General features: G+C 35.9%; 21 protein-coding genes and 1 riboswitch. Of the genes, 16 read left to right on the plus strand and 5 right to left on the minus strand.

What is annotated here, in order from left to right; all coding sequences use genetic code 11:
• Positions 1–38: 38 nt before the first annotated feature.
• Entirely contained in the window at positions 39–245 is a 207-nt protein-coding gene (locus tag BLE01S_RS05805; RefSeq protein WP_066138259.1) for a DUF1657 domain-containing protein, read from the plus strand.
• 17 nt (positions 246–262) lie between these two features.
• Positions 263–1132, plus strand: a complete 870-nt coding sequence (locus tag BLE01S_RS05810; RefSeq protein WP_066138262.1) for a DUF421 domain-containing protein — start codon at positions 263–265, stop codon at positions 1130–1132.
• A 173-nt stretch (positions 1133–1305) separates the two neighbouring features.
• Here BLE01S_RS05810 and BLE01S_RS05815 read toward each other — a convergent pair whose 3' ends face one another.
• Positions 1306–2925, minus strand: a complete 1620-nt coding sequence (locus tag BLE01S_RS05815; protein ID WP_066138265.1) for an ABC-F family ATP-binding cassette domain-containing protein — start codon at positions 2923–2925, stop codon at positions 1306–1308.
• Between the two features lie 159 nt (positions 2926–3084).
• A riboswitch (TPP riboswitch) is annotated at positions 3085–3183 on the plus strand.
• A 70-nt stretch (positions 3184–3253) separates the two neighbouring features.
• Here BLE01S_RS05815 and thiT point away from each other — a divergent pair.
• The 3 genes from thiT (at position 3254) to BLE01S_RS05830 (ending at position 5885) form a co-directional block, all read left to right on the plus strand.
• Positions 3254–3856, plus strand: coding sequence for an energy-coupled thiamine transporter ThiT (gene thiT, locus BLE01S_RS05820; protein WP_066138268.1), 603 nt, complete (start codon positions 3254–3256; stop codon positions 3854–3856).
• Positions 3857–3938: 82 nt separating this feature from the next.
• Positions 3939–4121: a cold-shock protein gene (locus BLE01S_RS05825; protein ID WP_066138270.1), complete on the plus strand. Its 183-nt coding sequence runs from the start codon at positions 3939–3941 to the stop codon at positions 4119–4121.
• A gap of 201 nt (positions 4122–4322) precedes the next feature.
• Positions 4323–5885 carry an FAD-dependent oxidoreductase gene (locus tag BLE01S_RS05830; protein WP_066138273.1) on the plus strand — a complete coding sequence of 521 codons (1563 nt, stop codon included), beginning with the start codon at positions 4323–4325 and terminating at the stop codon, positions 5883–5885.
• Between the two features lie 71 nt (positions 5886–5956).
• Here BLE01S_RS05830 and msrA read toward each other — a convergent pair whose 3' ends face one another.
• Both msrA and BLE01S_RS05840 read right to left on the minus strand, forming a co-directional pair.
• Positions 5957–6484 carry a peptide-methionine (S)-S-oxide reductase MsrA gene (msrA, locus tag BLE01S_RS05835; RefSeq protein WP_066138276.1) on the minus strand — a complete coding sequence of 176 codons (528 nt, stop codon included), beginning with the start codon at positions 6482–6484 and terminating at the stop codon, positions 5957–5959.
• 16 nt (positions 6485–6500) lie between these two features.
• The gene (locus tag BLE01S_RS05840; protein ID WP_066138279.1) at positions 6501–7859 is read right to left on the minus strand and encodes a sodium-dependent transporter; all 1359 of its coding nucleotides are present in this window, start codon (positions 7857–7859) and stop codon (positions 6501–6503) included.
• 198 nt (positions 7860–8057) lie between these two features.
• Between BLE01S_RS05840 and BLE01S_RS05845 the strand changes: the two genes are divergently transcribed.
• From BLE01S_RS05845 to BLE01S_RS05855, 3 genes are all read left to right on the plus strand, one after another.
• Positions 8058–8339, plus strand: a complete 282-nt coding sequence (locus BLE01S_RS05845) for a hypothetical protein (protein WP_066138281.1) — start codon at positions 8058–8060, stop codon at positions 8337–8339.
• A 148-nt stretch (positions 8340–8487) separates the two neighbouring features.
• Positions 8488–10206, plus strand: a complete 1719-nt coding sequence (locus BLE01S_RS05850) for an ABC transporter ATP-binding protein (protein ID WP_066138283.1) — start codon at positions 8488–8490, stop codon at positions 10204–10206.
• Positions 10207–11988: an ABC transporter ATP-binding protein gene (locus tag BLE01S_RS05855; RefSeq protein WP_066138286.1), complete on the plus strand. Its 1782-nt coding sequence runs from the start codon at positions 10207–10209 to the stop codon at positions 11986–11988.
• A gap of 59 nt (positions 11989–12047) precedes the next feature.
• Here BLE01S_RS05855 and BLE01S_RS05860 read toward each other — a convergent pair whose 3' ends face one another.
• Positions 12048–13751, minus strand: coding sequence for a transglutaminase domain-containing protein (locus BLE01S_RS05860; RefSeq protein ID WP_082788596.1), 1704 nt, complete (start codon positions 13749–13751; stop codon positions 12048–12050).
• 173 nt (positions 13752–13924) lie between these two features.
• Between BLE01S_RS05860 and cysK the strand changes: the two genes are divergently transcribed.
• The 7 genes from cysK to BLE01S_RS05895 all read left to right on the plus strand — a co-directional run bounded on the left by cysK (position 13925) and on the right by BLE01S_RS05895 (position 19558).
• Entirely contained in the window at positions 13925–14857 is a 933-nt protein-coding gene (gene cysK, locus BLE01S_RS05865; RefSeq protein ID WP_066138289.1) for a cysteine synthase A, read from the plus strand.
• A 223-nt stretch (positions 14858–15080) separates the two neighbouring features.
• The gene (locus BLE01S_RS05870) at positions 15081–15923 is read left to right on the plus strand and encodes an ABC transporter ATP-binding protein (protein WP_066138292.1); all 843 of its coding nucleotides are present in this window, start codon (positions 15081–15083) and stop codon (positions 15921–15923) included.
• Positions 15856–16614: an ABC transporter permease gene (locus tag BLE01S_RS05875; protein ID WP_066138295.1), complete on the plus strand. Its 759-nt coding sequence runs from the start codon at positions 15856–15858 to the stop codon at positions 16612–16614. The genes BLE01S_RS05870 and BLE01S_RS05875 overlap by 68 nt, the downstream gene beginning before the upstream one ends.
• Positions 16615–16646: 32 nt before the next feature.
• Positions 16647–17654, plus strand: a complete 1008-nt coding sequence (locus tag BLE01S_RS05880) for an aliphatic sulfonate ABC transporter substrate-binding protein (protein WP_066138298.1) — start codon at positions 16647–16649, stop codon at positions 17652–17654.
• A gap of 116 nt (positions 17655–17770) precedes the next feature.
• Entirely contained in the window at positions 17771–18166 is a 396-nt protein-coding gene (locus BLE01S_RS05885) for a glyoxalase superfamily protein (RefSeq protein WP_066138301.1), read from the plus strand.
• A 112-nt stretch (positions 18167–18278) separates the two neighbouring features.
• Complete coding sequence (gene metA, locus BLE01S_RS05890) at positions 18279–19184, plus strand: homoserine O-acetyltransferase MetA (RefSeq protein WP_066138303.1); 906 nt, start codon at positions 18279–18281, stop codon at positions 19182–19184.
• 71 nt (positions 19185–19255) lie between these two features.
• A complete protein-coding gene (locus BLE01S_RS05895; RefSeq protein ID WP_066138306.1) occupies positions 19256–19558 on the plus strand; it encodes a hypothetical protein in 303 nt (100 codons plus the stop codon).
• A gap of 75 nt (positions 19559–19633) precedes the next feature.
• On the opposite strand, the gene BLE01S_RS05900 is transcribed toward BLE01S_RS05895, so the two are convergent.
• Positions 19634–20248, minus strand: a complete 615-nt coding sequence (locus BLE01S_RS05900; RefSeq protein ID WP_066138308.1) for a 3D domain-containing protein — start codon at positions 20246–20248, stop codon at positions 19634–19636.
• 762 nt (positions 20249–21010) lie between these two features.
• On the opposite strand from BLE01S_RS05900, the gene BLE01S_RS05905 reads away from it, so the two are divergent.
• Complete coding sequence (locus tag BLE01S_RS05905; protein WP_066138311.1) at positions 21011–24181, plus strand: ATP-binding cassette domain-containing protein; 3171 nt, start codon at positions 21011–21013, stop codon at positions 24179–24181.
• Positions 24182–24592: the final 411 nt, after the last annotated feature.

Raw genomic sequence — 24592 nt, forward strand, 5'->3', positions numbered from 1 at the left:
AAGTATGTGATGGATTTTATAAAAGGAGATGAATGAAATTGACGATTATCTCAAATATAAAAGGTTCACTTGCAAGTATAAAAGCTATGCAATCCGAATTTTCTCACTATGCTCAAGTTGCTTCTGATGAACAGGCGCGGGCTATCTTTCACGAATGTATGTTGGATGTAGAACAAGTCGCTCAAAGTTTACAGTTAAGAGTAGAATATATGAAAGCGGAAGAACTACAATATAGAAAGTCTTGAGAGGGAGGGTTATTACAATGGATCTTCCAAGTTGGTTTGAAGTAATAATTAGGTCGGCAACTTTAGTAATTGTTTTATTTTTGCTAATGAAATGGCTAGGGAAAAAACAACTGTCTCATTTGTCTTTTTTTGAATATGTTGCTGGTATCACGATTGGTAGTATTGCTGCTGAAATGTCAACAGGGATTGAGTCAAACTTTGCACATGGGTTATATAGTTTGGTTGTATGGACTGCTATCCCGTTTTTTGCTGGAGTTATCGGATTAAAAAGCAAAAAGGCGAGAAACTTTATTGAAGGAACATCTACGATTGTTATTCAAGATGGAAAGATTCAGGAAGAAAATTTATCAAAAGAAAAATATACGGTGGATGAATTGATGCAATTACTACGCAAGAAAAATGCATTTCAAGTAGCAGACGTTGAATTTGCTATATTGGAAGCAGATGGCGAATTAAATGTGTTACTGAAAAAAGAAAAGCAACCACTAACCCCAAAAGATATGCAAATGGATGTCGCGCCCGAAAAAGTACCTCAAATGGTTATACTTGAAGGGGAGGTAGTAGACTCAGCACTTGCGGCTGGTGGGCATACGAGAGCGTGGTTAGAGGTAGAATTGGAAAAATTAAATGTTGCACTTGATAATGTATATATTGGACAAGTGGATTCTTATGGAACGCTGACTGTTGACATTTATGATGATAAAATAAATGTACCGACAGCAAATCCGCGAAAAAAATTATTAATGTCTCTAAAAAAGTGTCAGGCAGACATGGAGTCGTATGCGCTTGAAACTGATCTAAAAGATGTGAAAGAAATGTATAAAAAGAATGCCGAAATTCTTGAACGAGTGATAAAAAAATCAGAACATTTGCTTGCCAATGAATAAAAAGCCAAATTAAAACCCTGGAAAGCACTCATGCTCCAGGGTTTTAGATTTGTATGGTGTGAATATCCTTGTGATAAGTTAACATTCGTTTTCCTTATCTTGTCTAAAAGGACACTCGACTAGAATATACCACTTCCTGTGTGGCAACGTCGAGGGCCTTCCGCTTTTCTTTATTAAGCGTACATTTCTTCGACTTGTTTTTGTAGTTTTTCGTCTGCAAGGTATTCGTCGTAGCTCATTTCTTTATCGATCATTCCTTTAGGTGTAAGATCGATAATTCGATTAGAGATTGTTTGAATGAATTGATGGTCATGGGAAGCGAATATCATAGATCCTTTAAAACTAATTAAGCCATCATTGAGCGCTGTAATCGACTCTAAGTCTAAATGGTTTGTAGGTTCATCAAGTAGTAGTACATTCGCTCCACTTAACATCATTTTTGAAAGCATACATCTTACTTTCTCGCCTCCAGATAATACAGAAGCTTTTTTCAATACTTCTTCACCAGAGAATAACATTCTACCTAAGAAACCACGTAGGAAGCTCTCACTATCATCCTGTGGAGAAAATTGACGCAGCCAATCAACAAGATTTAATTCGCTGCCTTCGAAGAACTCCGAATTATCTTTAGGGAAGTATGCTTGAGATGTTGTAATACCCCATTTAAAAGATCCTTCATCGGGTTCGATTTCTCCAGTTAAGATTTTGAATAGTGTAGTTTTGGCAATCTCATTTTTTCCGACAAGCGCAATTTTATCATCTTTATTCATGATGAAACTGATATTATCAAGCACTTTTACGCCATCAATTGTTTTAGTAAGTCCTTCTACTCTAAGTAAGTCGTTTCCGATCTCCCTTTCTGGGCTAAATCCAACAAATGGATAGCGGCGAGAGGATGGTTGAATATCATCTAATGTGATTTTCTCTAAAGACTTTTTACGGGAAGTAGCTTGCTTTGATTTGGAAGCATTCGCACTAAAGCGCGCAATAAAAGCTTGTAGTTCTTTTATTTTCTCTTCCTTCTTTTTGTTTGCATCTGAAGCCATACGCTGAGCAAGTTGACTTGATTCGTACCAGAAATCGTAGTTTCCAGCATAAACTTGTATTTTTGCAAAATCCAAGTCTGCGATATGGGTACAAACTTTATTTAAGAAATAACGATCATGCGATACAACGATAACCGTATTTTCAAAGTTAATTAGAAATTCTTCCAACCATTGAATTGCTTTTAAATCAAGGTGGTTTGTCGGCTCATCCAGTAATAAAACATCGGGCTTACCGAAAAGAGCTTGTGCAAGTAGAACTTTGATTTTATCTGAACCAGAAAGTTCTGCCATTTTCTTATCATGTGAAGTTTCATCAATACCTAGACCTTTAAGCAAAATCGCTGCTTCAGATTCTGCTTCCCAACCATTTAATTCGGCAAATTCTCCTTCAAGTTCAGCAGCACGCATGCCGTCTGCCTCTGAAAAATCAGCTTTCATATAGATTGCATCTTTTTCTTGCATGATTTCATATAAGCGAGTGTGACCCATCATAACTACTTTCAATACTTCTTCTTCTTCGTATTGAAAGTGGTCTTGTTTTAAAACAGCAAGTCGCTCACCGGGAGTCATAGATACAGTTCCTGTTTGAGCCTCAAGTTCGCCTGATAAAATTTTAAGGAAAGTAGATTTCCCAGCTCCATTTGCACCAATTAAGCCATAGCAATTTCCAGGCGTAAATTTAATATTTATATCTTCGAATAATTTGCGATCACCAAAACGGAGACCAACATTATTAACAGTAATCAAAATGCACACATCCTCCAATATAACGTTATCAAAGTATTATAGCATGTTTTAGTTGTCACGTCTTATTATTTACAAAAGAGGAATTGTCTGATTTTTTGTACGATCTAGTTGCAATCTCTTACATCTAGTATATAATGAGGGTTGAGCATAATTGAATCGACGTACCACAGGGGGAGCTATATGCTGAGAGTGGATAATAATCCTGACCCTTCGAACCTGTTAGTTAATACTAGCGCAGGAATGTGGCTGAATAAGAAATAGTGTTTTTATGCACTATTTCTATTCCCCTATGGATACGTGCAGAACTTAAATCATAGGGGGTTTTTTTATGAAAAGAATTTCTTTACAGGCAATGATTGAAGCGTCCATTTTTGCTGCAATGGCACTCGTTTTGGATTTGCTTCCATCCATCAAGCCTACACCTTCAATCTCTATCTCATTTGCGATGGTTCCAATTTTTATCGTAGCGTTCAGATGGGGAATCAAGACTGCCTTTATTTCTGGATTATTATGGGGTCTATTACAAATTGCTATCGGTGATTATTATATCGTAACACCACTACAGGGCTTCATAGAATATTTTATTGCTTTTAGTTTTATTGGGTTTGCCGGTTTGCTTGCGCCTGCTGTAAAAAAATTAGCTTCTGAAGGAAAGAAAGCTTTAATGATATGCACCATTACTATTGGTGTCCTTCTTGGAAGCTTAGCTCGCTACTTTTGGCATTTTATTGCAGGAGTTATTTTCTTTGCTAAATACGCTTATGAAGCAGGTAAAACTCCGATTGTTTTTTCCTTTATCATGAACGGTACGACAATGATTTTTTCTTTTCTACTATGTACGATTGTTATCTGTATAGTAATGTCCATCAGACCCGAGCTAATAAAAACAAATAAAAGGGATATTTCCCTACATAAAAGTAAAGCCTCTTAATAGATGATTTATTGAAGAGCGATTTGGATTATCTTGGTTTTTAGCGTATAATAGAACTATTATGAGAAGGGGGATCTAAGCCATGGCATATAGAAGGGGACCTCAGGAGCCTATCCCTGAAGAAGAAACAGTTGTCTGGTCATGCACAAATGAAGATTGTTCTTGTTGGATGAGAGATGCCTTTTCTACTGAAGAAAAAACAGTTTGTCCTATCTGCAAGTCAGAAATGGAAAAAGAAACTAGAGTGTTACCAGTAATAAGTTAATTGTTGATATAACAACAGACAAACAACTTCCACATTTTTATGTGGGAGTTGTTTTTTTGAGAGACAATATAATGTCCTCTCACCAGCTCGAAGAATATCGATACTAAGAAATCCTTTATATCGTCAGATTTGTATTATTTTGCGCATGTTTTACTACTGATTAGGGGATATCAAGTAGAGAGTGAAAAAGGAGGCATTAATATGAATGTGAAAAATACTAATAATGACGGGCAACTTCCTAAAGAAACAGAATCATATTGGATCAAATCAACAGAAATGAAATCGTTTACGCAACTAAAGAATGATATCGAAGTAGAAGTAGCTATCATTGGAGGTGGAATTACAGGGATTACAACTGCATATGCACTCATAAAAGAAGGGTTTAAAGTAGCAATTTTTGAAGCAAGTTCAGTACTTAATGGCACTACAGGACATACTACTGCAAAAATCACAGCTCAACATGGACTGATTTACGATGAATTAATCCAACACTTTGGTAAGGAGAAGGCCAGGTTATACTATGAGGCTAACTTAAATGCAGCAAAATATATCGAAAATAATATAGACTTACATGGAATTGAGTGTGAATATCGAAAAGAAGATGCTTATCTTTATACAACTTCTAGTGATTACTTAGCAGACCTCGAAAAAGAAGCGGAAGCTTATCGGAAGCTTGGTATTGATGGCGAGTATACGGAAAGTATCCCACTTGATTTAAATGTTAAAGCTGCTGTCATAATGAAAAATCAAGCACAGTTTCATCCCCTGCAGTATGTGACACGATTACTGGACTATATAAAGGAAAACGGGGGAGAGATTTATGAGAACTCTGTGGCTACTCGGATGGAAGATGGAAATCCGGCAATCGTCCATTTTAAAAATGAATCGAAAGTGACTGCAAAATATGTAATATCCAGCTCACATTTTCCCTTTCATGATGGGAGAGGGTATTTTGCTCGCATGCATCCTGAACGTTCTTATGTTATTGCAGCAAAGCCTGAAAAGACATTTCCAGGTGGCATGTACATTAATGCTGAACAGCCGACCCGCTCCATTAGATCCGTTACAATAAACGGGGAAGAATTCCTTCTATTTAGTGGTGATGGACATAAAACTGGTCAAGGAAAGGTTGAAATGAAACATTATGAAGCGCTGGAAAAATTCGCTAAAGAAAATTTCAATACAAAAAATATTTTATACCGGTGGTCAGCTCAAGATTTAGTTACAGTTGATAAGGTTCCATACATCGGAAAAATATCGGCAGGGCATGAGAATATTTTTATAGCAACAGGGTTTAGGAAATGGGGAATGACAACGAGTACAGTTGCAGCTTTGCTTATCACAGATTTAATCATTGGCAAAGCGAACCCTTATGAAGATTTATACACTCCATCAAGATTTGTCGTAGATCCAAGCATAAAAGAGATAATTAAAGAAAATGTGAATGTGGCAACCAATCTTATTGGTGGAAAGTTAGAGCGGCCTGACAAAGAATTGAAAGACATAAAAGAAGGTGAAGGTTCTGTTGTAACGATTAAAGGGGCAAGAGCAGGGGCCTATAAGACTGAAACAGGAGAATTATTTGTTGTTGACACGACATGTACCCATATGGGTTGTGAAGTGAACTGGAATGGGGGAGATAAAACTTGGGATTGTCCATGTCACGGTTCAAGATTCTCCTTTGAAGGGGAAGTAATGGAAGGGCCGGCAGCGAGACCTTTAAAGAAAATAGATCCTAATAGTATCGATTATACCAAGTCATAAAATAATAGCGGATATGCTCAAGGTAGGAGAATATCCGCTATTATAAATTAGTCGATTGACTATGGAAAATGTTATTTCCAATATTTTTCGATGAACGTATCTCTTCCTGAATTATTTCGGTCTGCCAAATAATCTTCTTCATTTTTCTTATAAAAGTCTTGATGATATTCTTCAGCAGGATAGAAGTGAGTTGCTTTAATAATTTCAGTTACGATTGGTTGATTAAATTTACCAGATTGAGCTAAATCTATCTTGGACTTTTTCGCAGTAGACAATTGTTCATCATTGTGATAAAAAATAGCAGCTCTGTAAGAATCGCCTCTATCTTGAAATTGCCCTCCAGCATCAGTTGGATCAATTTGTTGCCAAAAAATTTCTAATAGCTGTTCGTAAGTGAATATAGCGGGATCATATGTAATTTGTACAACTTCATAATGACCGGTATTACCTGACTTCACATCCTCATAGGTTGGATTATCAATGTATCCACCCATATACCCTGACACGACTCCATGAATGCCATCCCATTGATCAAAGGGTTTTACCATACACCAAAAACAACCACCAGCAAATGTTGCAACATCTAATTTATTCGTCATGATCAAACCTCCTAAATTAAAATAACCATTTCCAAAAACCAATTACATCAAGAAAAACAATGATGATAGCCGCAGGTGCAATATATCGTATTAAGAAGTACCAAATTGCAAAAATCAATTTTGCTTTACCAGTTCCGGTCCGGATTTCATTAAATAAAGAATGCTTAGGTATTTTATAAGCCGCAAATAAAGATATAGCTAATGCGCCAATAGGCAATAAAATATTGGAAACGAGAAAATCAGCAGCATCAAAAATAGATTTATTAAAAATTAATACATCATCTAAAACTCCGAATGAAAGGGCTGATGGAATACCTGCAAGAAAAACGAAGAAGCCTGTTATCCATGTTATCTTTTTTCGTTTAGATGCATCATCTTTTGCTATAGCTGCTACGATAATTTCAAGCATGGAAAATGCAGATGTAAGGGTAGCAAATAGAAATAGCAAGAGAAAAATGCTAAGAAAAATCATACCATATGGCATTTGATCAAAGACGGCTGGTAATACTACGAACAGAAGCCCAGGACCTTCAGTAGGTTCCATCCCTAATGAAAAGACCGCAGGAAATATTGCTAAACCAGCGAGCAATGAAATGAAAATATTCATTAAAACGATGACAGAAGCAGACTTTGGCAAGCTTTCTGTTTTTGATAAATAAGAACTATAAGTGACCATTACTGAGATACCTACACTCAATGCGAAAAAGGATTGTCCCAAAGCATACAAGATTGTTTTTGAGTTTAATGCAGAGAAATCAGGTAAAAGGAAAAATGCTATTCCTTCGCTTGCACCTTCGAGTGTTACCGATCTAATAATTAAAATGATAAAAGAAATAAATAGCGCTGGCATCATTATTTGATTTGCCCGCTCGATTCCTTTTTGCACTCCTTGTGCAACAATCCAAATAGTTACAGCTATAAAAATAAATTGGGCACCAACCGCGGTGTATGGCTGGGAAATGGAAGTGGAAAAAAGCTGGCCATAATCTTGTTCTGTTAGCCCAGCAAGCTTACCAGTTATTGTATTGTATAAATAAATAAAAATCCATCCACCTACAACACTGTAAAAAGATAATAAAATGAAACTAGCTGCCATGCCCATTTTGCCTAACCAATGCCAATTAGTCCCTGGGGCAAAGAATTGATACGCTCGAACTGCATCCTTTTGAGATCCGCGACCAATTGTAAATTCGGCAAGTAGTATGGGGAGGCCTATTACTACTGTGAATAATAGAAAAACAAGAAAGAAAGCCCCGCCGCCTGTCGTCCCAGCAACGTACGGAAATTTCCAAATGGCACCAAGTCCAATTGCTGAACCTGCAGCTGCCAAGATAAAACCTAATTTTGAAGACCATTGCTCTCGATGTTGATCCATCCAAATACTCCTTTACATATCAAATTCCATTAAATAACCTTCATAATCATAAGGCATATATGCTTTAAAAACCAGTTTTTAAACATGAGATTTTTTGTAAGCCAAGAATCTGTATAAGCTGTTCCTTCCTGACAAATAATAAATAGTGTCCTAAATTATAAACGAAGGACATAATAAGGAATAGAGGGGTGCTGTTCTGTGAAATCTAATTCGGTTATACCATTAAGAAATGACAGAACGAAAAAAGCGAATAAGATGTGGGTTTCACTCATGGCAACGCTTGGAATTGGTGTGGCTATGTACGGCATTCAAAAATATCAAAAAGAAAAGTTGCCAAGTTCTGTTCAAAATATAATGAAGAAGTTGAACGCTACTGGTACTCCGAATGTAGCTGGCATAGCAAGGAACAACCCGATTATGGAGTTTTCCGAAGAATTCCTCACTGGAAAAATGAAAAGAAATGCTGGAAATAAAAGTTAATAAATGGAAGAAGAAAAAATTCCTCGCCCTTAGTAGGCGGGGATTATTATTGATCACGTCAGTCCACTTCACATGACATTTTTCTATTTGTATTTTAATATTACATATATGGCTAGAAAACGATCGATTTCATATGGGGGATTGTTAGATGAGGAGAATATTAACCTATTTAAAGCCATACCGATTAGCGATGGCTGTTGCATGGGGACTGATGTTAGTAGAACTGACTGTAGAACTTTTCCATCCTTTATTTATCGCTAAAATAATCGATCAAGGGATCATGCAAAATGATGTAAGCGCAGTCATGAAGTGGGGAGGAATCATGGTCGGCATGTCTTTATTTGGTTTTATTGCAGGGATAGTGAATTCTTTCTTTTCCTCCCACGCAAGCCAAAGCTTTGGGTATGACGTGAGAGCAGCTTTATTTAAGAAAGTGCAGTCTTTTTCTTTTAATAATTTATCACATTTTCAAACATCCTCACTCATTACTCGTTTAACAAATGATGTGACTCAAATTCAAAATATGGTTTTTATGAGTTTGCGCATTGCGCTTCGTGCGCCACTACTTGTTATAGGTGGAGCTATCATGGCGTTGTTAGTAGATGTTAGGCTAGCACTGTTTCTAATTATACCAATACCCATCCTGATTGTTTTATTAATGTGGATGATGAACAGAAGTGGAAAAATATTTCAATCTGTTCAAAATAAATTAGATAAAGTGAATAATGTCATGCAAGAGAATTTAATTGGAATGCGTTTAATTAAAGCATTTATTAGAAGGAATTATGAAGAAAATAGATTTAAGCTTGCAAATAAAAATTTGCAAAATCAAACGGTGAAGGCTTTACGTTTAGTTGAAGTAACTGCTCCGATATTGCTTTTTGTAATGAACTTAGCGATTTTGGCTATATTATGGTATGGGAGTATCCGAGTAAATCAAGGCGGTATGCAAGTAGGGAATGTCGTTGCTATTATAAATTACGGATTTCGAATTACTTCGGCGCTTTCCATGTTAACTTTTATAATAATGGCTATCTCAAGAGGAAGAGCATCCTCTTTAAGAATATCGGAGGTACTGACAACGGATGTAGATTTAATGGATACAAAATCTAGCTCTAAGAAAACGATAGCAAATGGAGCTGTTGATTTTAAAAATGTAACGTTTACCTATCCCGGTACACCAAAACCAGTTTTATCAAACTTATCTTTTAGCGTAGAACCCGGTGATACAGTTGCTGTGATGGGAGCAACCGGATCTGGAAAATCAGCTTTATTCCAACTTATTCCGAGATTATATGATATTGATAAAGGTACTATCAAGATTGATGGAATAGATATTAGAAAAATGACGTTGGAAAAGCTAAGAAAACAGATTGGATTCGTTCCTCAAGAATCTATTCTGTTTACAGGGACAGTGAAAGACAATATCGCTTGGGGAAAAGAAGATGCTTCAAGCGAGGAAATAATAGAAAGTGCGAAAGACGCACAAATTCATAAGACGATTGAAAATCTACCGCAGAAATATGAAACGAAAATTGGACAAAAGGGAGTAAATCTATCAGGGGGTCAAAAACAAAGAATCTCGATAGCTAGAGCACTTATCAGAAAACCCAAACTATTATTTTTAGATGATAGTACAAGTGCCCTTGACATGAAGACGGAAGCCAATCTTTTATCTGCGCTCAAAAAATATGATTGTACAACATTTATTATTACACAAAAAATTACTACCGCAATGGAAGCTGATCAGATTGTCCTTTTATATGAAGGTAAAATTATTGCTAATGGTACCCATCAACACTTAATGGAGACATCTGAACTCTATCAAAATATATGCCAGTCACAATTAGCTAAGGAGGCGCTTTAGATGTCTAGTAGAATACAAGCATCCAATCGCCCGCCTTTAAAAGCGAAAAATTGGAAAGATACATTATTGCGGGTTTGGAAATATCTCGATGTGCATAGAGGACAGCTTATAATCGTTCTTTTTATGGTATTACTAAGTTCTGGATTAGGACTGCTAGGCCCTTATCTAATAGGTAAAACAGTTGACAGTTACATTACGAGTAAACAAGGAAGTACGATCGAACTTGTTTTAATATTTATTGCAGCGGTATACTTTTGCTTTTCATTATCTAGTTTTCTACAAAACTATTGGATGATTGGTATTAGTCAAAGGACTGTTTTTACGATGCGAACACAACTTTTCCACCAGTTGCATCGATTACCTATCAAATTTTTTGATAAACGTCAGCACGGTGAACTGATGAGTCGGCTAACAAATGATATTGATAATGTGAGTCAAACGTTAAACAGTTCTGTTATTCAAGTTTTTTCAAGTATACTAACACTTGTTGGAACGATTACTGTCATGCTAGTACTGAGTCCAACTTTAACGTTAATTACCTTATCTGTTGTTCCATTTATGTACTTCGGTATGAAGTGGATTACAAACCGAACCGGTAAGTTATTTAAAGAACAACAGAGATATCTAGGAGATATGAATGGATTTATCCAAGAAACAATTTCAGGCCAAACGATCGTAAAAACATTTTCACAAGAAGAAAAGATGATCGCTGAATTTATGGAAAAAAACGAACGGTTAAAAAATGCGGGTTATTGGGCTCAAACATATTCCGGCTTTATTCCGAAATTAATGAATATGCTTAACAACTTAAGCTTTGCTATTATTGCGGGGGTAGGGGGAATATTGGCAGTCAATGGATATGTAACAATTGGAGTAATAATCGTATTTACTGAATACTCTCGTCAGTTTACGCGACCGCTGAATGATCTTGCCAATCAATTTAATACACTATTATCTGCTGTGGCAGGAGCGGAAAGGGTATTCGATATTTTAGATGAAGAAAAAGAGCGAGATAACCAAGCAAGCATTCGATTATCAAAAGTGATTGGTCAAGTGGAATTTCAGCAAGTATCTTTTTCATATGGAGATGATCAACAAACAATCACGGATGTTAGCTTTCAAGTGATGCCTGGAGAGACAATAGCGCTCGTTGGACCAACGGGGGCGGGAAAAACAACGATCATTAATTTACTTGCACGCTTTTATGAACCAGATTCTGGTCTAATTACTGTGGATGGACATGATGTAACAAATATTAAACGCGATAACCTCCGTAGCAAGATGGGATTCGTATTACAAGATTCATATTTATTTCAAGGTTCTATTAAAGAAAATATCCGTTATGGTAAATTAGACGCAACAGATGAAGAGGTGCAACGAGCTGCGGATATGGCGAACGCTCATTCCTTTATTATGAAACTACCCAATCAATATGATACAGTCTTAAAACAAGATGGAAGTGGTATTAGCCAAGGACAAAAGCAGCTATTATCCATTGCTAGAGCGATGTTATCAAATCCTTCGATATTAATTTTGGATGAGGCTACAAGTAATATCGACACGATTACAGAAATGCGAATTCAGGAAGCGATGCAACGCTTAATGAAAGGAAGAACAAGCTTTGTAATCGCGCATAGATTAAACACCATTCAAAAAGCTGATCAAATTTTAGTTTTAGACAATGGTAAACTTATTGAAAAAGGAACACATGATATATTACTTAAAAATAAAGGATTCTATTATGGACTTTTCCATAGCCAAATAAAGCAAGAGAGTAGTTAAACAAACTAAAATTATCAGATAGCTGTCAATTCTTTGATTGACAGCTATTCTTGTGTATTTTAATATTCGGGTTTTTCGCGAATATGCGTCTTTTTAAACTCTATTTCATTGGGGTCGAAATATTCATCCGTGTAATGTGCAACAAATTGGTCGTTCTTTATATAACCTGATCCCCATGTAGGATCCATAACGAGCCAATCTCCATCTACTTTCGCTTCAACCCAAGCGTGATTATCTTTCACATGCCCAGCTCCCGCTGTACCTGTAACGAATCTTGCTTCTATATGACTTGCACGAAGAAGAGCGGCAGCTAGATAGGCATAATCCTGGCAGACACCTTTTTCTGTTTCTAATGTCTTAATAGCACTATCATCCCATTCAAAATTATAATGATGAAATTTTTCTACATCATATGCGATATTTTTAGCTGTATATTCGTAAATAGCCTTCGCTTTTTCATGATTATTTTGTTTATCCTTTGTAATCTTGCTTGCTAGCTCGATAATTTCAGGGAAATCTGATTGAATACCACGAGATGGTAGTAAATCGCGGTGATCACTAGGCGCTATATTATTGGCTGTAAATGTAGCGACAGAGGTAAAACTGAAATAGGCACTGTTTTCTTTTCTAGGTTCTGGAATATTAATCGTTACATCATACTTCCCAGGACCAAAACGTAAATATACAGTATCATCAAATGCAAAATTTTGAACTGGGATGATATCAAGTGCCTCATCCTGGTCCTTTTTTGTCCTAACATATAAATGGGTGATCTCACTTGCATTTTGAATCGCTGAATCAATTTCACCTTTTATTTGTAATAGCAGGTCAATATTTTTGCCTCCAATTGAAGGAGATTCTAATTGAATTCCGCGCTCTTCATAACCTCGGTGAAATTCAATTGGTTCCATTTGTTTATCAGAAGTATTATCTACAAGCATGGTGCTTGCGTATTGATAACTATCTTCTAATTTTAAATCTGGAACAAGCACGTGCACTTCATGAATACCTTGTCCGAAGAATAGTGGAAGATCATATGAAAATTCACCATCTTTAAGAGGGATGATATGTTGCCACGATTCATCATCCTTTTTTATTTGCAACATGATAGTGTCATCTCCATCTGCTTTCAAAAGCTTACCTGACAAAGAAACTACTTTATCGCTTTGGATTAAACCAGTAAGAGGTTTATCCATTACAAGTCCAGATTTAATAGCAAACGGAGTGTATATAATATCTCTCTCTATTTTCGGATTGACATTTATTACTTCAAATGTAGCAAGTTCAGAAAAATAATTATTTCGTTCATTATTAGGTAGCATAATTTGTATGGAATATTTTCCTTCCCCATTAAAAAAGTGAATGATTTGCTCGTATTCACCATTTACCAAAGGCGAATAATATTCATATGTATGATTCGCCATATCACTGTCCAGATGCTCCATTTTTATCCAAACGTATGGACCTTTTAAATGGCTGTAATTTTCTACATTTCCTTTGATAGTGAATTCACGGTTTACGGCAAAAAATTGATGAATTGGCTCTTCTAAAGTGGCCCCAACAATCTCAGCGTACCCAGTCAATTGTACAGTTTTAAGTGCTAACTCCCTATTTAATTCTTCGGCAAGTGCTTCATATTTATCGCCTTCACTCTTTTCTTCCTTCGTAGTATTACTACTAACAGGAAAGGAATCAATCGTGCATGCAGTTTCTAGAAAAATAGCAAATATAATTATGATTGCAAGCAGTCTGTTTTTCTGCATTTCCTTCCTCCTTAGGATTTTCCAGTTGTTCAATATCCCCTTGGATCTAGGTAAACAATAGGGGAAATGATATAGGAAGCTTTAATTCACTGTATTCTTGTTTGATTAATTACCATTGTATTTGCTATAATACACACTATGTTTAATACAGAACGGGAGAAAGGGCGAGAAGCATGAAAGTAGTCGATAATATTGCCGAGTTGATTGGTCATACACCATTAGTGAGACTAAATCATCTCTCTAATCCACATAGTGCTGAAGTATACGTGAAACTTGAGTATTTTAATCCAAGTCGCAGTGTGAAAGATCGAGCAGCCTATAATATGATAATAGAAGCTGAAAAATCTGGTTTACTTACTACAGGTGCTACTATTATTGAACCAACATCGGGAAACACTGGAATTGGTTTGGCTATGAATGCGGCTGCTAGGGGATACGATTCAATCATTGTTATGCCAGATTCCGCAACAATGGAGCGTATTAATATATTAAAAGCTTATGGAGCTAAAGTTGTGCTTACACCAAGCGAAGAGAAAATGCCTGGCGCTATCCAAAAGGCACAAGAAATTGCAGCGACAACACCTAATAGCTTTGTACCAATGCAATTTGAAAATGAAGCAAACGCTGATATCCACCGCACGACGACAGCTCAAGAAATTATTGAAGCTATTGAAGAGAACGGAAAAGACTTAGCCGCATTTGTGGGCACATCTGGTACTGGTGGCACAATTACAGGCACCGGCGAGACACTAAAAGAATATGATGATTCGATTACAGTACATGTCGTTGAACCAGCTGGATCACCTGTATTATCAGGAGGAGAGCCAGGCAAACATAAACTAGTTGGAACGAGTCCTGGTTTCATTCCCCCTATATTAAATACATCTGTATACGACGAAATCATTCAAATTGAGGATGAACAAGCGTATAGTACTGTTCGAAAGCTGGCAGCATTAGAAGGAATCCTACTTGGGCCTTCAGGCGGGGCATCTGTTTATGCTGCCTTACAAGTAGCTAAACGATTATCACCCAATCAAACTGTAGTTTGTATTGCACCAGATTCAGGAGAAAGATACTTATCAAGCGATTTGTTTAGAAAAGAATAGGAATTGATGATTAGATTTACACGATACATCCTTATTAGAAGAATAATTACTTTATGAGTGTAGTGTGTCCAAACAGATCTAGTAAATAACTATTTTTATATACAGATCCCCCTTGCTAATAACTAGGGCTCTGTATATTATTTAAATCTATAGTTGACTAAATTGATAAGATTAATAATAATAGAGAAGTGCTTACTAAAGATTATGTTTTTGGGGTGAAAATATGTATCTAACAATTGATGGAATAAAGAAAAAATTTACTAATGAAAAGAATCAAAATGTACTAGTGTTAGATGACATTCATATGCAAGTCGAAAAGGGCAGTTTTGTTTCGATTGTCGGTCCCTCAGGATGTGGTAAATCTACACTGCTATACTTAATTTCTGGTTTGGAAAAAGCAGATCAAGGTGAAATTAAGATTATGGGAAGAAAAGTAGAAAAACCGGGTCCAGATCGTGTTGTTGTTTTTCAGGAAGCAGGGTTATTCCCTTGGCTTACTGTACTTGAAAATGTTATTTATGGTTTGCATTTGAAAAAAATGACGAAAGAAAAAGCGAAAGAGAAGGCGCTTGATATATTAAAAATGGTCCATCTAAGTAAATATATTAATGCTTATCCGCATCAGCTTTCTGGTGGGATGAAGCAAAGGGTAGCCATAGCTCGCGCGCTTGTCATGGAGCCAGATATTTTACTGATGGATGAACCATTTTCAGCACTTGATGAGCAAACAAGAATGGTTCTTCATAAAGAGCTACTTGATATTTGGCGAAAAACAAAAGTAACGATCTTTTTTGTCACACATAATATTAGGGAAGCGGTTTTGTTGTCAGAAAAAGTGATTGTATTTGCTACACGTCCAGGAAAAATAAAAGAGGTAATTACAGTACCCACAACGAAAGATGGCGTCATGCCGGATAGTGTGACACTTCATACGGAGCAAAAAATATTATCGATTCTACAAGAGGAAATTGAAAAAGTGTTGAAGGAGGAGATGGGAGATGACTACAGCTTTAAGACGGATCATATTCATCGCGATGATAGCGGCGATATGGGAAGTCACATCTAGATTTTCCGGTCTCCCGGATTTCATGTTTCCCCGGTTGACTCAAATATTCGAAACGCTATTCAATGGTTTGATTAATGGACAAATTACAGCAGCAATAGGTAAAAGTTTTAGTAGGATTTTAATTGGTTTTTCCATTGCTATTATTTTAGGTATTATGATGGGTTATCTCATATGGAGATTTAAAATAGTTGAAGATACACTTGGTTTTTTAGTAACCGCACTTCAATCTATACCGAGCATTGTCTGGTTTCCCCTTGCAATCATTTGGTTTGGCCTAAATGATTTCGCCATTTTATTTATTGTTACAATCGGTGCCACCTGGACGATGACGATCAGTGCAACAAGTGGCTTCAAAAATGTTCCGCAGTTATACCAGCGTGTGGCAAAGACGTTTGGTTCAAGCGGATTTCATTTTCTGCGCACAGTGATTATGCCAGCATCGGTTCCACAACTATTATCCGGTTTGCGGATTGCTTGGGCTTTTTCCTGGAGAGCATTAATGGCTGGAGAATTGCTTGGTGCTGGTGGAGGATTAGGACAGTTACTTGAAACAGGTAGGTCACTCGGGCAAATGGACCTTGTTATTTCTGTAATGATCATTATCGCTGTGATAGGAACGATTATGGATAATGTTGTGTTTATGCGTTTGGAACGTTCTGTTCAAACAAAATGGGGAGTTAATCAGCATTAAATAAATAAAAACAACAAAGAGGAGAATAAAGGATGTTTAGAAAATTAATTATCACTATTACTGCTATTTTATTGATTGGAATTTTAAGCGCATGCTCACAAGGGGAAGGCACAAGCAATGAAAACAGTGACAAACAGACTGTAAAGATTGGATACTTTCCCAATTTAACGCATATCGCTACAATTGTTGCGCTTGAAAATAAGTATTTTGAAGATTCATTTGGTGAGAACGTTGAAATAGAAACAAAGACTGTGAGTAATGGCGGTTTGTTCATGGAAGCAATGACGACTAAAGCAATTGATGTAGGAACTGTTGGTCCAGGTCCGCTACTAAATTTTTACGTAAAAAATCCGAAATTTCATATTATATCTGGAGCAGTAAATGGTGGCGCCGTTCTTGTTGCAAGTGAAGATAGCAATATTGAAAAACTGGAGGACCTCGATGGGAAAAGAGTTGCCATTCCTGTTATTGGGAGCACCCAGGACGTTATGCTAAGAAAAGCGTTACAAACAGTAAATTTAAAAGCGAAAGAAAATGGTGGGACAGTTGAGCTGTTTGCAGCCGCGCCAGCAGATACTGCTACATTATTTGTTCAAAAATCAGTTGATGCTGCTGCAACCCAAGAACCTTGGGGGAATATCCTTGAAACACAAGCAAAAGGGAAACTTCTTCTAGATTGGGATCAATTCGCATGGGGAAAAGATTCAACTAATACAGTGGTAGCTGCAAGCGAGGCGTTTATGGGAAATAAAGACCTTGTTACGTCTTATTTAAAAGCACATAAACAAGCTGTTATATTTATCCAAGAAAATCCCGAGGAAGCGCAAGAGTTGGTTATTAAGCATATTAAAGATCTCACAGGTAAAGAGATAAATAAAGAAGAAACTGCTGCTGCTTTTAAAAGATTACAAGTTACGACTGACGTAAACGAACAGGTAATTCAAGAAATGGCGGATATTAGCAAAGAAGCTGGATATATAACAAGCAATGATATCGAAGGTATGATTGATTTGTCGCATCTTAATTCTATCGATAATTAAAGATTACTATCTAAAACAGGTATGTAGAATACAGCATGCCTGTTTTATTTATACCCAAGTAAGAGTGTCAATGATATCATGTAATTAATACCAATGAAAAGAGGAGGAGTGAATACATGGAGATGCAGGAAGTGGTTATAAAAAATACCACCCCCATTTTGAGGATTTTTGATGTACAAAAGGCGAAAGAATTTTATGTGGACTTTTTGGAATATACAGTAGATTGGGAGCACCGGTTTGAAAAGGATTTCCCATTATATATACAAATATCAAAAGGTGACTGCATTTTACATCTATCCGAGCATCATGCTGACAGTAGCCCTGGCGCTGCTATTAGAATCGAATTAGAAAATATTAAGGGGTTCCAATCTAAATTGCTTGCTAAAAACTATAAGTATGCGCGACCGGGCATCGAAGATACCCCATGGAATCTAGTAGAATTAACGGTCCATGACCCTTTTAATAATAGATTGGTTTTTTACGAAAATATTGCTCTAGAAAAAAAGCGATGATAAGGGGATATACTTGGAGTTTATGAAATATTAAGAGAAATGATGTTGCCGAAATTCTCAAATAACTCTATAATTGGTTGTATTAGTTTTTTCACGCAAGGAGGATTTCATATTGCCAATTAATATTCCGAAAGAAATGCCCGCAAGAGAAATATTAGAAAAAGAAAAGATATTCGTAATGGATGAAGAGCGGGCTATTACACAAGACATTCGTCCTTTAAATATTTTAATTTTAAACTTAATGCCAGAAAAACAAAAAACGGAAGTTCATTTACTTCGGCTTCTTGGGAACACACCACTGCAAGTGAATGTATCGTTTTTACATATGGAAACCCATGAATCGAAAAATGTAAGTAAATCACATCTTGATCAGTTTTATACAACATATTCTGATGTGAAAGATAAGTATTTTGATGGCATGATCATTACTGGTGCCCCGATTGAACATTTGCAGTTTGAAGATGTTAATTATTGGGAGGAATTGAAAAAAATAATGGAGTGGACGAAAACGCGAGTAACCTCCGTTATGCATATTTGTTGGGGAGCGCAAGCAGCACTTTTTTATCATTATGGTATAGATAAATTTAAGCTTTCCGAGAAAGTCTTCGGTATTTTTCCACATCAAATTTCAGACCGAACAATAAAACTTGTTCGTGGTTTTGATGATCACTTTCCAGCGCCACATTCTCGTTACACGAGCGTTCACGAAGATGAAATCCTTGCCCATCCCGAATTGACGTTACTATCTTCAGGCGATGCAGGACCATTCATTATCACTTCTAAAGATGGAAAAAATATTATGATTACTGGGCATCTAGAATATGAAACTACTACACTGAATGAAGAATATCAACGCGATTTAGAGAAAGGAATAACGATCGCTCCGCCGGAAAACTATTTTCCAAACGACGATCCAAGCGAAAAACCCGTTAATTCATGGCGTTCTCATAGTCATTTATTATTTTCTAATTGGTTAAATTACTATGTGTATCAACAAACACCATTTGATTGGAAGTAGAGAAACTGATCAGATAATGATCAGTTTTTTCTACAATATAAAAGATTTAAAACGTAAAAAGGGGAGTATGTATGTTTTGGAAAAGTAAAAGTCTTTACGATAATAATGATAAAAATGTTGAGATAGGATCTTATTTCAGTATACTGATACACTTTACTTCATGCCGTCCGTATGTATACATATTGCGCAATGGGCTATGTATGTCAGATGAAGGCGGTGTATTTTCCATGACTGATTCCGATGGAGAAGAAATCGAAATTACCGGCAATTGCGTTTGTAGAAATGATTTTGAAACGTTAGAAGCTGCGGAAGCGTTTATTCAGCTTTATCAATTAGATGATCCAATTCGCATCGAAGTGAACAATTGGCTTTAGTAATCGCGTTATTCTCTTAGAGGTAGGCTACCATATAAAAAATCGGATGCTTATTTGCATCCGATTTTTTATATTCTACTGATAAACTTTAATTTTTACAGTTTTAACGCCCCAACTAAAAGCTTTCTTTTTAGTTGGCATGTGCAAGTCAATTTTATTTCCTTTAATGACACCGCCAGTGTCTCCTGCAATTGCTTCCCCATATCCATCTACATAAACTTTAGTTCCGAGGGGAATTACTTTTGGATCTACAGAAATGACTTTAGCATTAGGATTTTTCTTTAAGTTTATTCCCGTAGCAGTGATACCACTACAGCCTTTACAACCAGCAGTATAAGCTGTTGCTTTAACTGTCATTGTTTTAAATTTAGGTTTTTTATTTGTTGTAACTTTTTTATTTGTAGCTACCTTCTTGCTTGGAGCAGCTTTTTTAGATACTGCTTTTTTTGTAGGTGTAGCTTTAGCTTTAGGTTTAGTAATCTTTAAAACTTGTTTTGGTTTAATCATGTCTTTTTTTAAGCTATTCCAGCTTTTTAATTGATTGACAGTTACTTTATGTTTCTTGGCAATCTTCCACAAAGTGTCGCCTTTTTGGACTTTGTATGTAGTAGGTGCTGCGGCCGATGAGACTCCCGAAAAGCCAAATACTAGAAAACAAGCTGTAATCATAGTAATTACTATCTTTTTCAAATGAATGGTCCCCTCTTCTTGAATAGTAGAGTTAGTATATCAATTTAATGTAACAATCATATGTCATGAATATAGTAATTGTGTTACAAAAGAGAGAGCTGAGTTACGATAATCTACTCCAAATAGTAAAACGGAATAGAAAGATAAATTGATGTTTGGAAGTACTGCTAAGGACACTCTTAATTTTAGTTAGTATGATAGGGGAGGTTGTGTTGCTTCAAAAAGAAACGTAGGTATTTAATTGGGAGCAGTTCTAATAGATGAAGTATATAAAGATATTGATTTCAGAACATGTAGATGGAGAGAGAAAAAGTAGGATTTTTTTAAATATACTAACAGAGGTTAATAGATTTTGGACACGTGTGAAAGGAAAATAGCTTTAAGTCAGTAGTAGGACACAAATTCCAATTTGTGCTGAGCCAAGTGAATGGAGGGATGGAATCGTAAATGGTAAAGTAATAGAAGTGGATTAGCTAGATAATTAGAACATATATTACTTGGACTTTAAAAGAAATATTAGATGAAAATACCAACCTATACCTTCATCAAACGGAAGTCAGCAAAAAAGCGGATTAAAGGGTCACGAATATGGATTTTCACAACTCGAAAAAGTGTAGAAGGAATGTATGACGACCTCTATTAAATAAAAATTATAGGGCGCGTTTCTAGAACAAGAAATGTGACCTTTTTAATGAATGTGATAAATTTATTTGAAGTAGTGCTTGCATGGAAATACTATATAGAGAATGGAGGGAATATCTGATGAAAATTAATCAATTAATTGCTAATAATATTAGTCGTTTAGATGCTGTATTGCCGGAGGATCAATCATTAGGAATTGCTGGTTTATCCGGATCTGGTAAAAGTACATTTTGTCAAACCATTGGTGATGAATCCAAGAAGCGTCTTGTTTCCTTATTGCCTAAGGCTGAATATCAATATTTGTTTCCTAATATAATGGAAACGAATTTTAGTGCCGTCAAGATGGAGGACATGCCTTTGATTCTATTTCTAGGGAGATCATCGATTTCTTCTAATCCACGTTCAACGGTTGGTACTCATACTGGCGTGTTTAAAGAGCTTCGGGTGAGGCTTGCAGAAAAATATAATCTTTCGCCAGAAATGTTTTCCTTTAATAATGAATTAGGCTGGTGTCCCAAGTGCAAAGGACGCGGTACTACAAATAAGGTCGAATGTAAAAAGTGTGGGGGCAGGCGCTTTAATCATGAAGTAGAAAAAAATACGATAGAATTAAGGAGTCAACCACATAGTATCTCAGACATCAACAATTTAAGCGTTGAATCGATTCTTTCTCTTTCAGAGGAATTACATATTAGTGAAGAAAAACAACGTATTCTTAGTAATATCATACATATGAATATCGGTTACTTAACCTTAAATCGGATCATGGGCACATTGTCAGGAGGGGAATTAACACGACTTTACTTAGCGGAATTCATGGCAGCCAGTGAAAATGCTGTGATTATTATTGATGAAATCTCTGTTGGTCTTGATCATCAAACCCTTTTAAAAATTTTAGAGCAGATTAAACAATTGGGCTGTAAGAATCAAATTTTGCTTATTGATCATTCTGATACAGTTTTAAAAACAACTGATGATCAAGTGTTCTTTGGGCCTGGCAGTGGTAAATACGGTGGAAAAATTGTCGAAGAATCCCCGCGCCCAAACCCTGTTTTTCAAGAACGCAATAAAGTTAAGCCAACAGAATACTATCAATTTAATGACCTTTACTGTCGTAATATTCAAGTGGCTGAAATTCAAATTCCGAAAAATAGACTAGTAACTATTACGGGTGAATCTGGATGTGGTAAGTCTACACTTGTAAATGAGTGTATAGCTAAAGATTTTCTCAAGCGATATCCAAAAGATAAACTGGTCATGGTAGGACAGGACAGAAACCAGTCGATTACAAGTCGTTCAACTGTTGCAACATTTCTTGATATCAAGCAGAAAATCAACAAATATAGTGACGAAATTGATGATATTTTTCAGCGCTCAATTGAAGACATTGTTGAGGAGCTTCCAAATGAAGCCATTGCTCATAAACGCTTAAGTCTATTGATCAAACTGGGACTTGGTTATTTGACGTTGGAAAGGAAAACACAGACTTTGTCGACAGGTGAATTTCAATGTGTCCATCTGGTTTCAGAGCTATTTTCAAACTCAAGAAAGGCTCATACGCTGTTTATTTTTGACGAACCTTCAAAAGGTTTATCACAAAATATACTAAACCAGTTCATTGATAGTGTCAGGGACATTCTGCAAGATGAATCTGTCTCTATCATAATGATTGAACATAATGCCTATATGCTGGAAAGTTCTGATTATATCGGTGATTTTGGTAAGAGAAAGATTACACCTGTGGAGCATCTTGAAGTTGTCAGCCATGATGTTTATTTTCATCCAAACAATAGAGAAGTTTTTGCAGCTCCAGCGTCAATATATTCCACTCTTAAGCAAAAAAAGGGCATTAAGTATTTAAAAGAAAATCATATGGACTATTTTAAAAATGCAGAAAACATCTATAAAGGCGGCATTTTAAAAAGTCTATCATCCATGGCCCGTTTGATTTATAGTGAACATGATTCAAATACCATTGCACCTGTCATTGCCATAGATTTTGAAAGGCATTTGTATAGTCAATATAGTTTTCTTTTTGAAATTGGTGGCATAATTAACCATATTATAGCGTCGCATCCGACTAATAAAGATACGAGAAGTTTTGATTTCTTTTCTCAGGGCAATCATTGCCCATCATGTTCGGGACGTCTTAAGATTGAAATATTCGATAAAGATCTTGTTATTCAAGACAAAAATCTTCCATTCTGGGATGGTCTCTTCTATCCAGAACTAATGGAGGTATTGAAATTTTATCAATATTCAAAATTAGAATTTCTATTTGAAGAAATTAAGAATGAGCTCGGCTTTGACCTGACAACGAGTTATAATGAGATGTCAGAGGAAGAAAAGCATATATTTTGGTACGGCTATTATGAGAAGTCATTTTATGATAAGAAAAGTAAAGCGCGAAGAACATGGGTAGGTTTTAATACCATCCTTGGTATGTATATTGTCGTTTCAAAATCAATTATTAAAGAACAAATGAAAGCATCCAAAGAAAAGATTACATGTCCAATTTGCGAGGGTACTGTTTTAAACCACCATAAACTGCTTAAATTTGAAGACACAGATATTCGTGAAATGATCAATCAGTCGATTGACCAAGTAATGGAAATTGTTGGTGATATGCCTGCGCTCGTCAAACTGAAATCGATTGTAGGTGGCGATATGATCTTAACAGAAGATGTTTCCTTACTGCCCAGAAAAACACAAGTTGCATTGAAAATATTTGAATTAGAACAATCAAGCTTTACGGGTTACGAAATAGTATTACAAAATATCTTACCATTCTGGGACACAGTAAAAGACAAAATCGAATCCATAAGCAACAATAATCAAGTGACGATATGTGATTTTCCTCATATCAATGAAACAAGAGAGATTATTATTGATAAGTATTTCACGAATGGAAAATACAAAAAACTAACCTATGTGTATGAAGCTTTTGGTTATAAAAAATTAATTACCCAAATGAATAAAATTAAAAAAAGCCATCCATGTCCATTCTGTAAAGGAAAGAAAGTTATATCAGAAGATAATCTACATGATGGCGTGTTTAAATTAACAATTCCGTGCATCAGTTGTTATGCAACTGGCATCAATGAAGAAGGACGTAAGGAAATCGTCGATGGGATAGAAGTGCAAACATGGCTAACTGGAAAAGTACGTGATGCTGTTGATAAAAGCTTATATAATGAGGTTGTTGCTGATATACCCATTTTCAATCGTATTCGTGAGTTAAATAAACGAGATATGATGGCAGTTTATGAATGTCTTGAGCAAAATAAATAAATGTTAATAGCGAGTCATATTTTAAATCAAAGTTAGATATCAGGTGATGACTATTACTCATTTGCAATAAAAAATTGCAAATGAGTTTTCATGTTATCCGGAAGTGGAGCTTGTTGGTTTATAAGAATATAAAAAGGTGATTTATTCGGGTATAAAATGGCGATTGTGTGTCCAGCAGAAGGGGAGAGTCTCGGTGGATAACGCAGAGTTGGAAGCAAATAATTTTATACAAGATCGGAGCAAATCTTGGTAATCGATCGTGTGATAAAATCATTTGAATAGAAGAGAATGAACATGTATGATTGTAACTGGCTATTTAGACTTATAAAGTTAAAAAATAGGAATTGTCTAATGAAAATAAACATTTCCGATCAGTTTGTTAAAAAGTGCTTAAGCATGGTATAAGTGTAA

This window comes from Lederbergia lenta NBRC 16444 (genome assembly GCF_001591545.1).
In the GTDB taxonomy this organism is placed as follows: Bacteria; Bacillota; Bacilli; order Bacillales; family Bacillaceae_C; genus Lederbergia; species Lederbergia lenta.

Bases quoted from the DNA above. Each gene is read 5' to 3' on its own strand.
- BLE01S_RS05895 (WP_066138306.1), top strand. From the start codon at position 19,256: ATGTTTTGGAAAAGTAAAAGTCTTTACGATAATAATGATAAAAATGTT.
- BLE01S_RS05905 (WP_066138311.1), top strand. From the start codon at position 21,011: ATGAAAATTAATCAATTAATTGCTAATAATATTAGTCGTTTAGATGCT.
- BLE01S_RS05875 (WP_066138295.1), top strand. From the start codon at position 15,856: ATGACTACAGCTTTAAGACGGATCATATTCATCGCGATGATAGCGGCG.
- BLE01S_RS05870 (WP_066138292.1), top strand. From the start codon at position 15,081: ATGTATCTAACAATTGATGGAATAAAGAAAAAATTTACTAATGAAAAG.
- BLE01S_RS05885 (WP_066138301.1), top strand. From the start codon at position 17,771: ATGGAGATGCAGGAAGTGGTTATAAAAAATACCACCCCCATTTTGAGG.
- BLE01S_RS05855 (WP_066138286.1), top strand. From the start codon at position 10,207: ATGTCTAGTAGAATACAAGCATCCAATCGCCCGCCTTTAAAAGCGAAA.
- cysK (WP_066138289.1), top strand. From the start codon at position 13,925: ATGAAAGTAGTCGATAATATTGCCGAGTTGATTGGTCATACACCATTA.
- BLE01S_RS05880 (WP_066138298.1), top strand. From the start codon at position 16,647: ATGTTTAGAAAATTAATTATCACTATTACTGCTATTTTATTGATTGGA.
- thiT (WP_066138268.1), top strand. From the start codon at position 3,254: ATGAAAAGAATTTCTTTACAGGCAATGATTGAAGCGTCCATTTTTGCT.
- BLE01S_RS05840 (WP_066138279.1), bottom strand. From the start codon at position 7,859: ATGGATCAACATCGAGAGCAATGGTCTTCAAAATTAGGTTTTATCTTG.
- msrA (WP_066138276.1), bottom strand. From the start codon at position 6,484: ATGACGAATAAATTAGATGTTGCAACATTTGCTGGTGGTTGTTTTTGG.
- BLE01S_RS05810 (WP_066138262.1), top strand. From the start codon at position 263: ATGGATCTTCCAAGTTGGTTTGAAGTAATAATTAGGTCGGCAACTTTA.
- BLE01S_RS05825 (WP_066138270.1), top strand. From the start codon at position 3,939: ATGGCATATAGAAGGGGACCTCAGGAGCCTATCCCTGAAGAAGAAACA.
- BLE01S_RS05860 (WP_082788596.1), bottom strand. From the start codon at position 13,751: ATGCAGAAAAACAGACTGCTTGCAATCATAATTATATTTGCTATTTTT.
- BLE01S_RS05830 (WP_066138273.1), top strand. From the start codon at position 4,323: ATGAATGTGAAAAATACTAATAATGACGGGCAACTTCCTAAAGAAACA.
- BLE01S_RS05850 (WP_066138283.1), top strand. From the start codon at position 8,488: ATGAGGAGAATATTAACCTATTTAAAGCCATACCGATTAGCGATGGCT.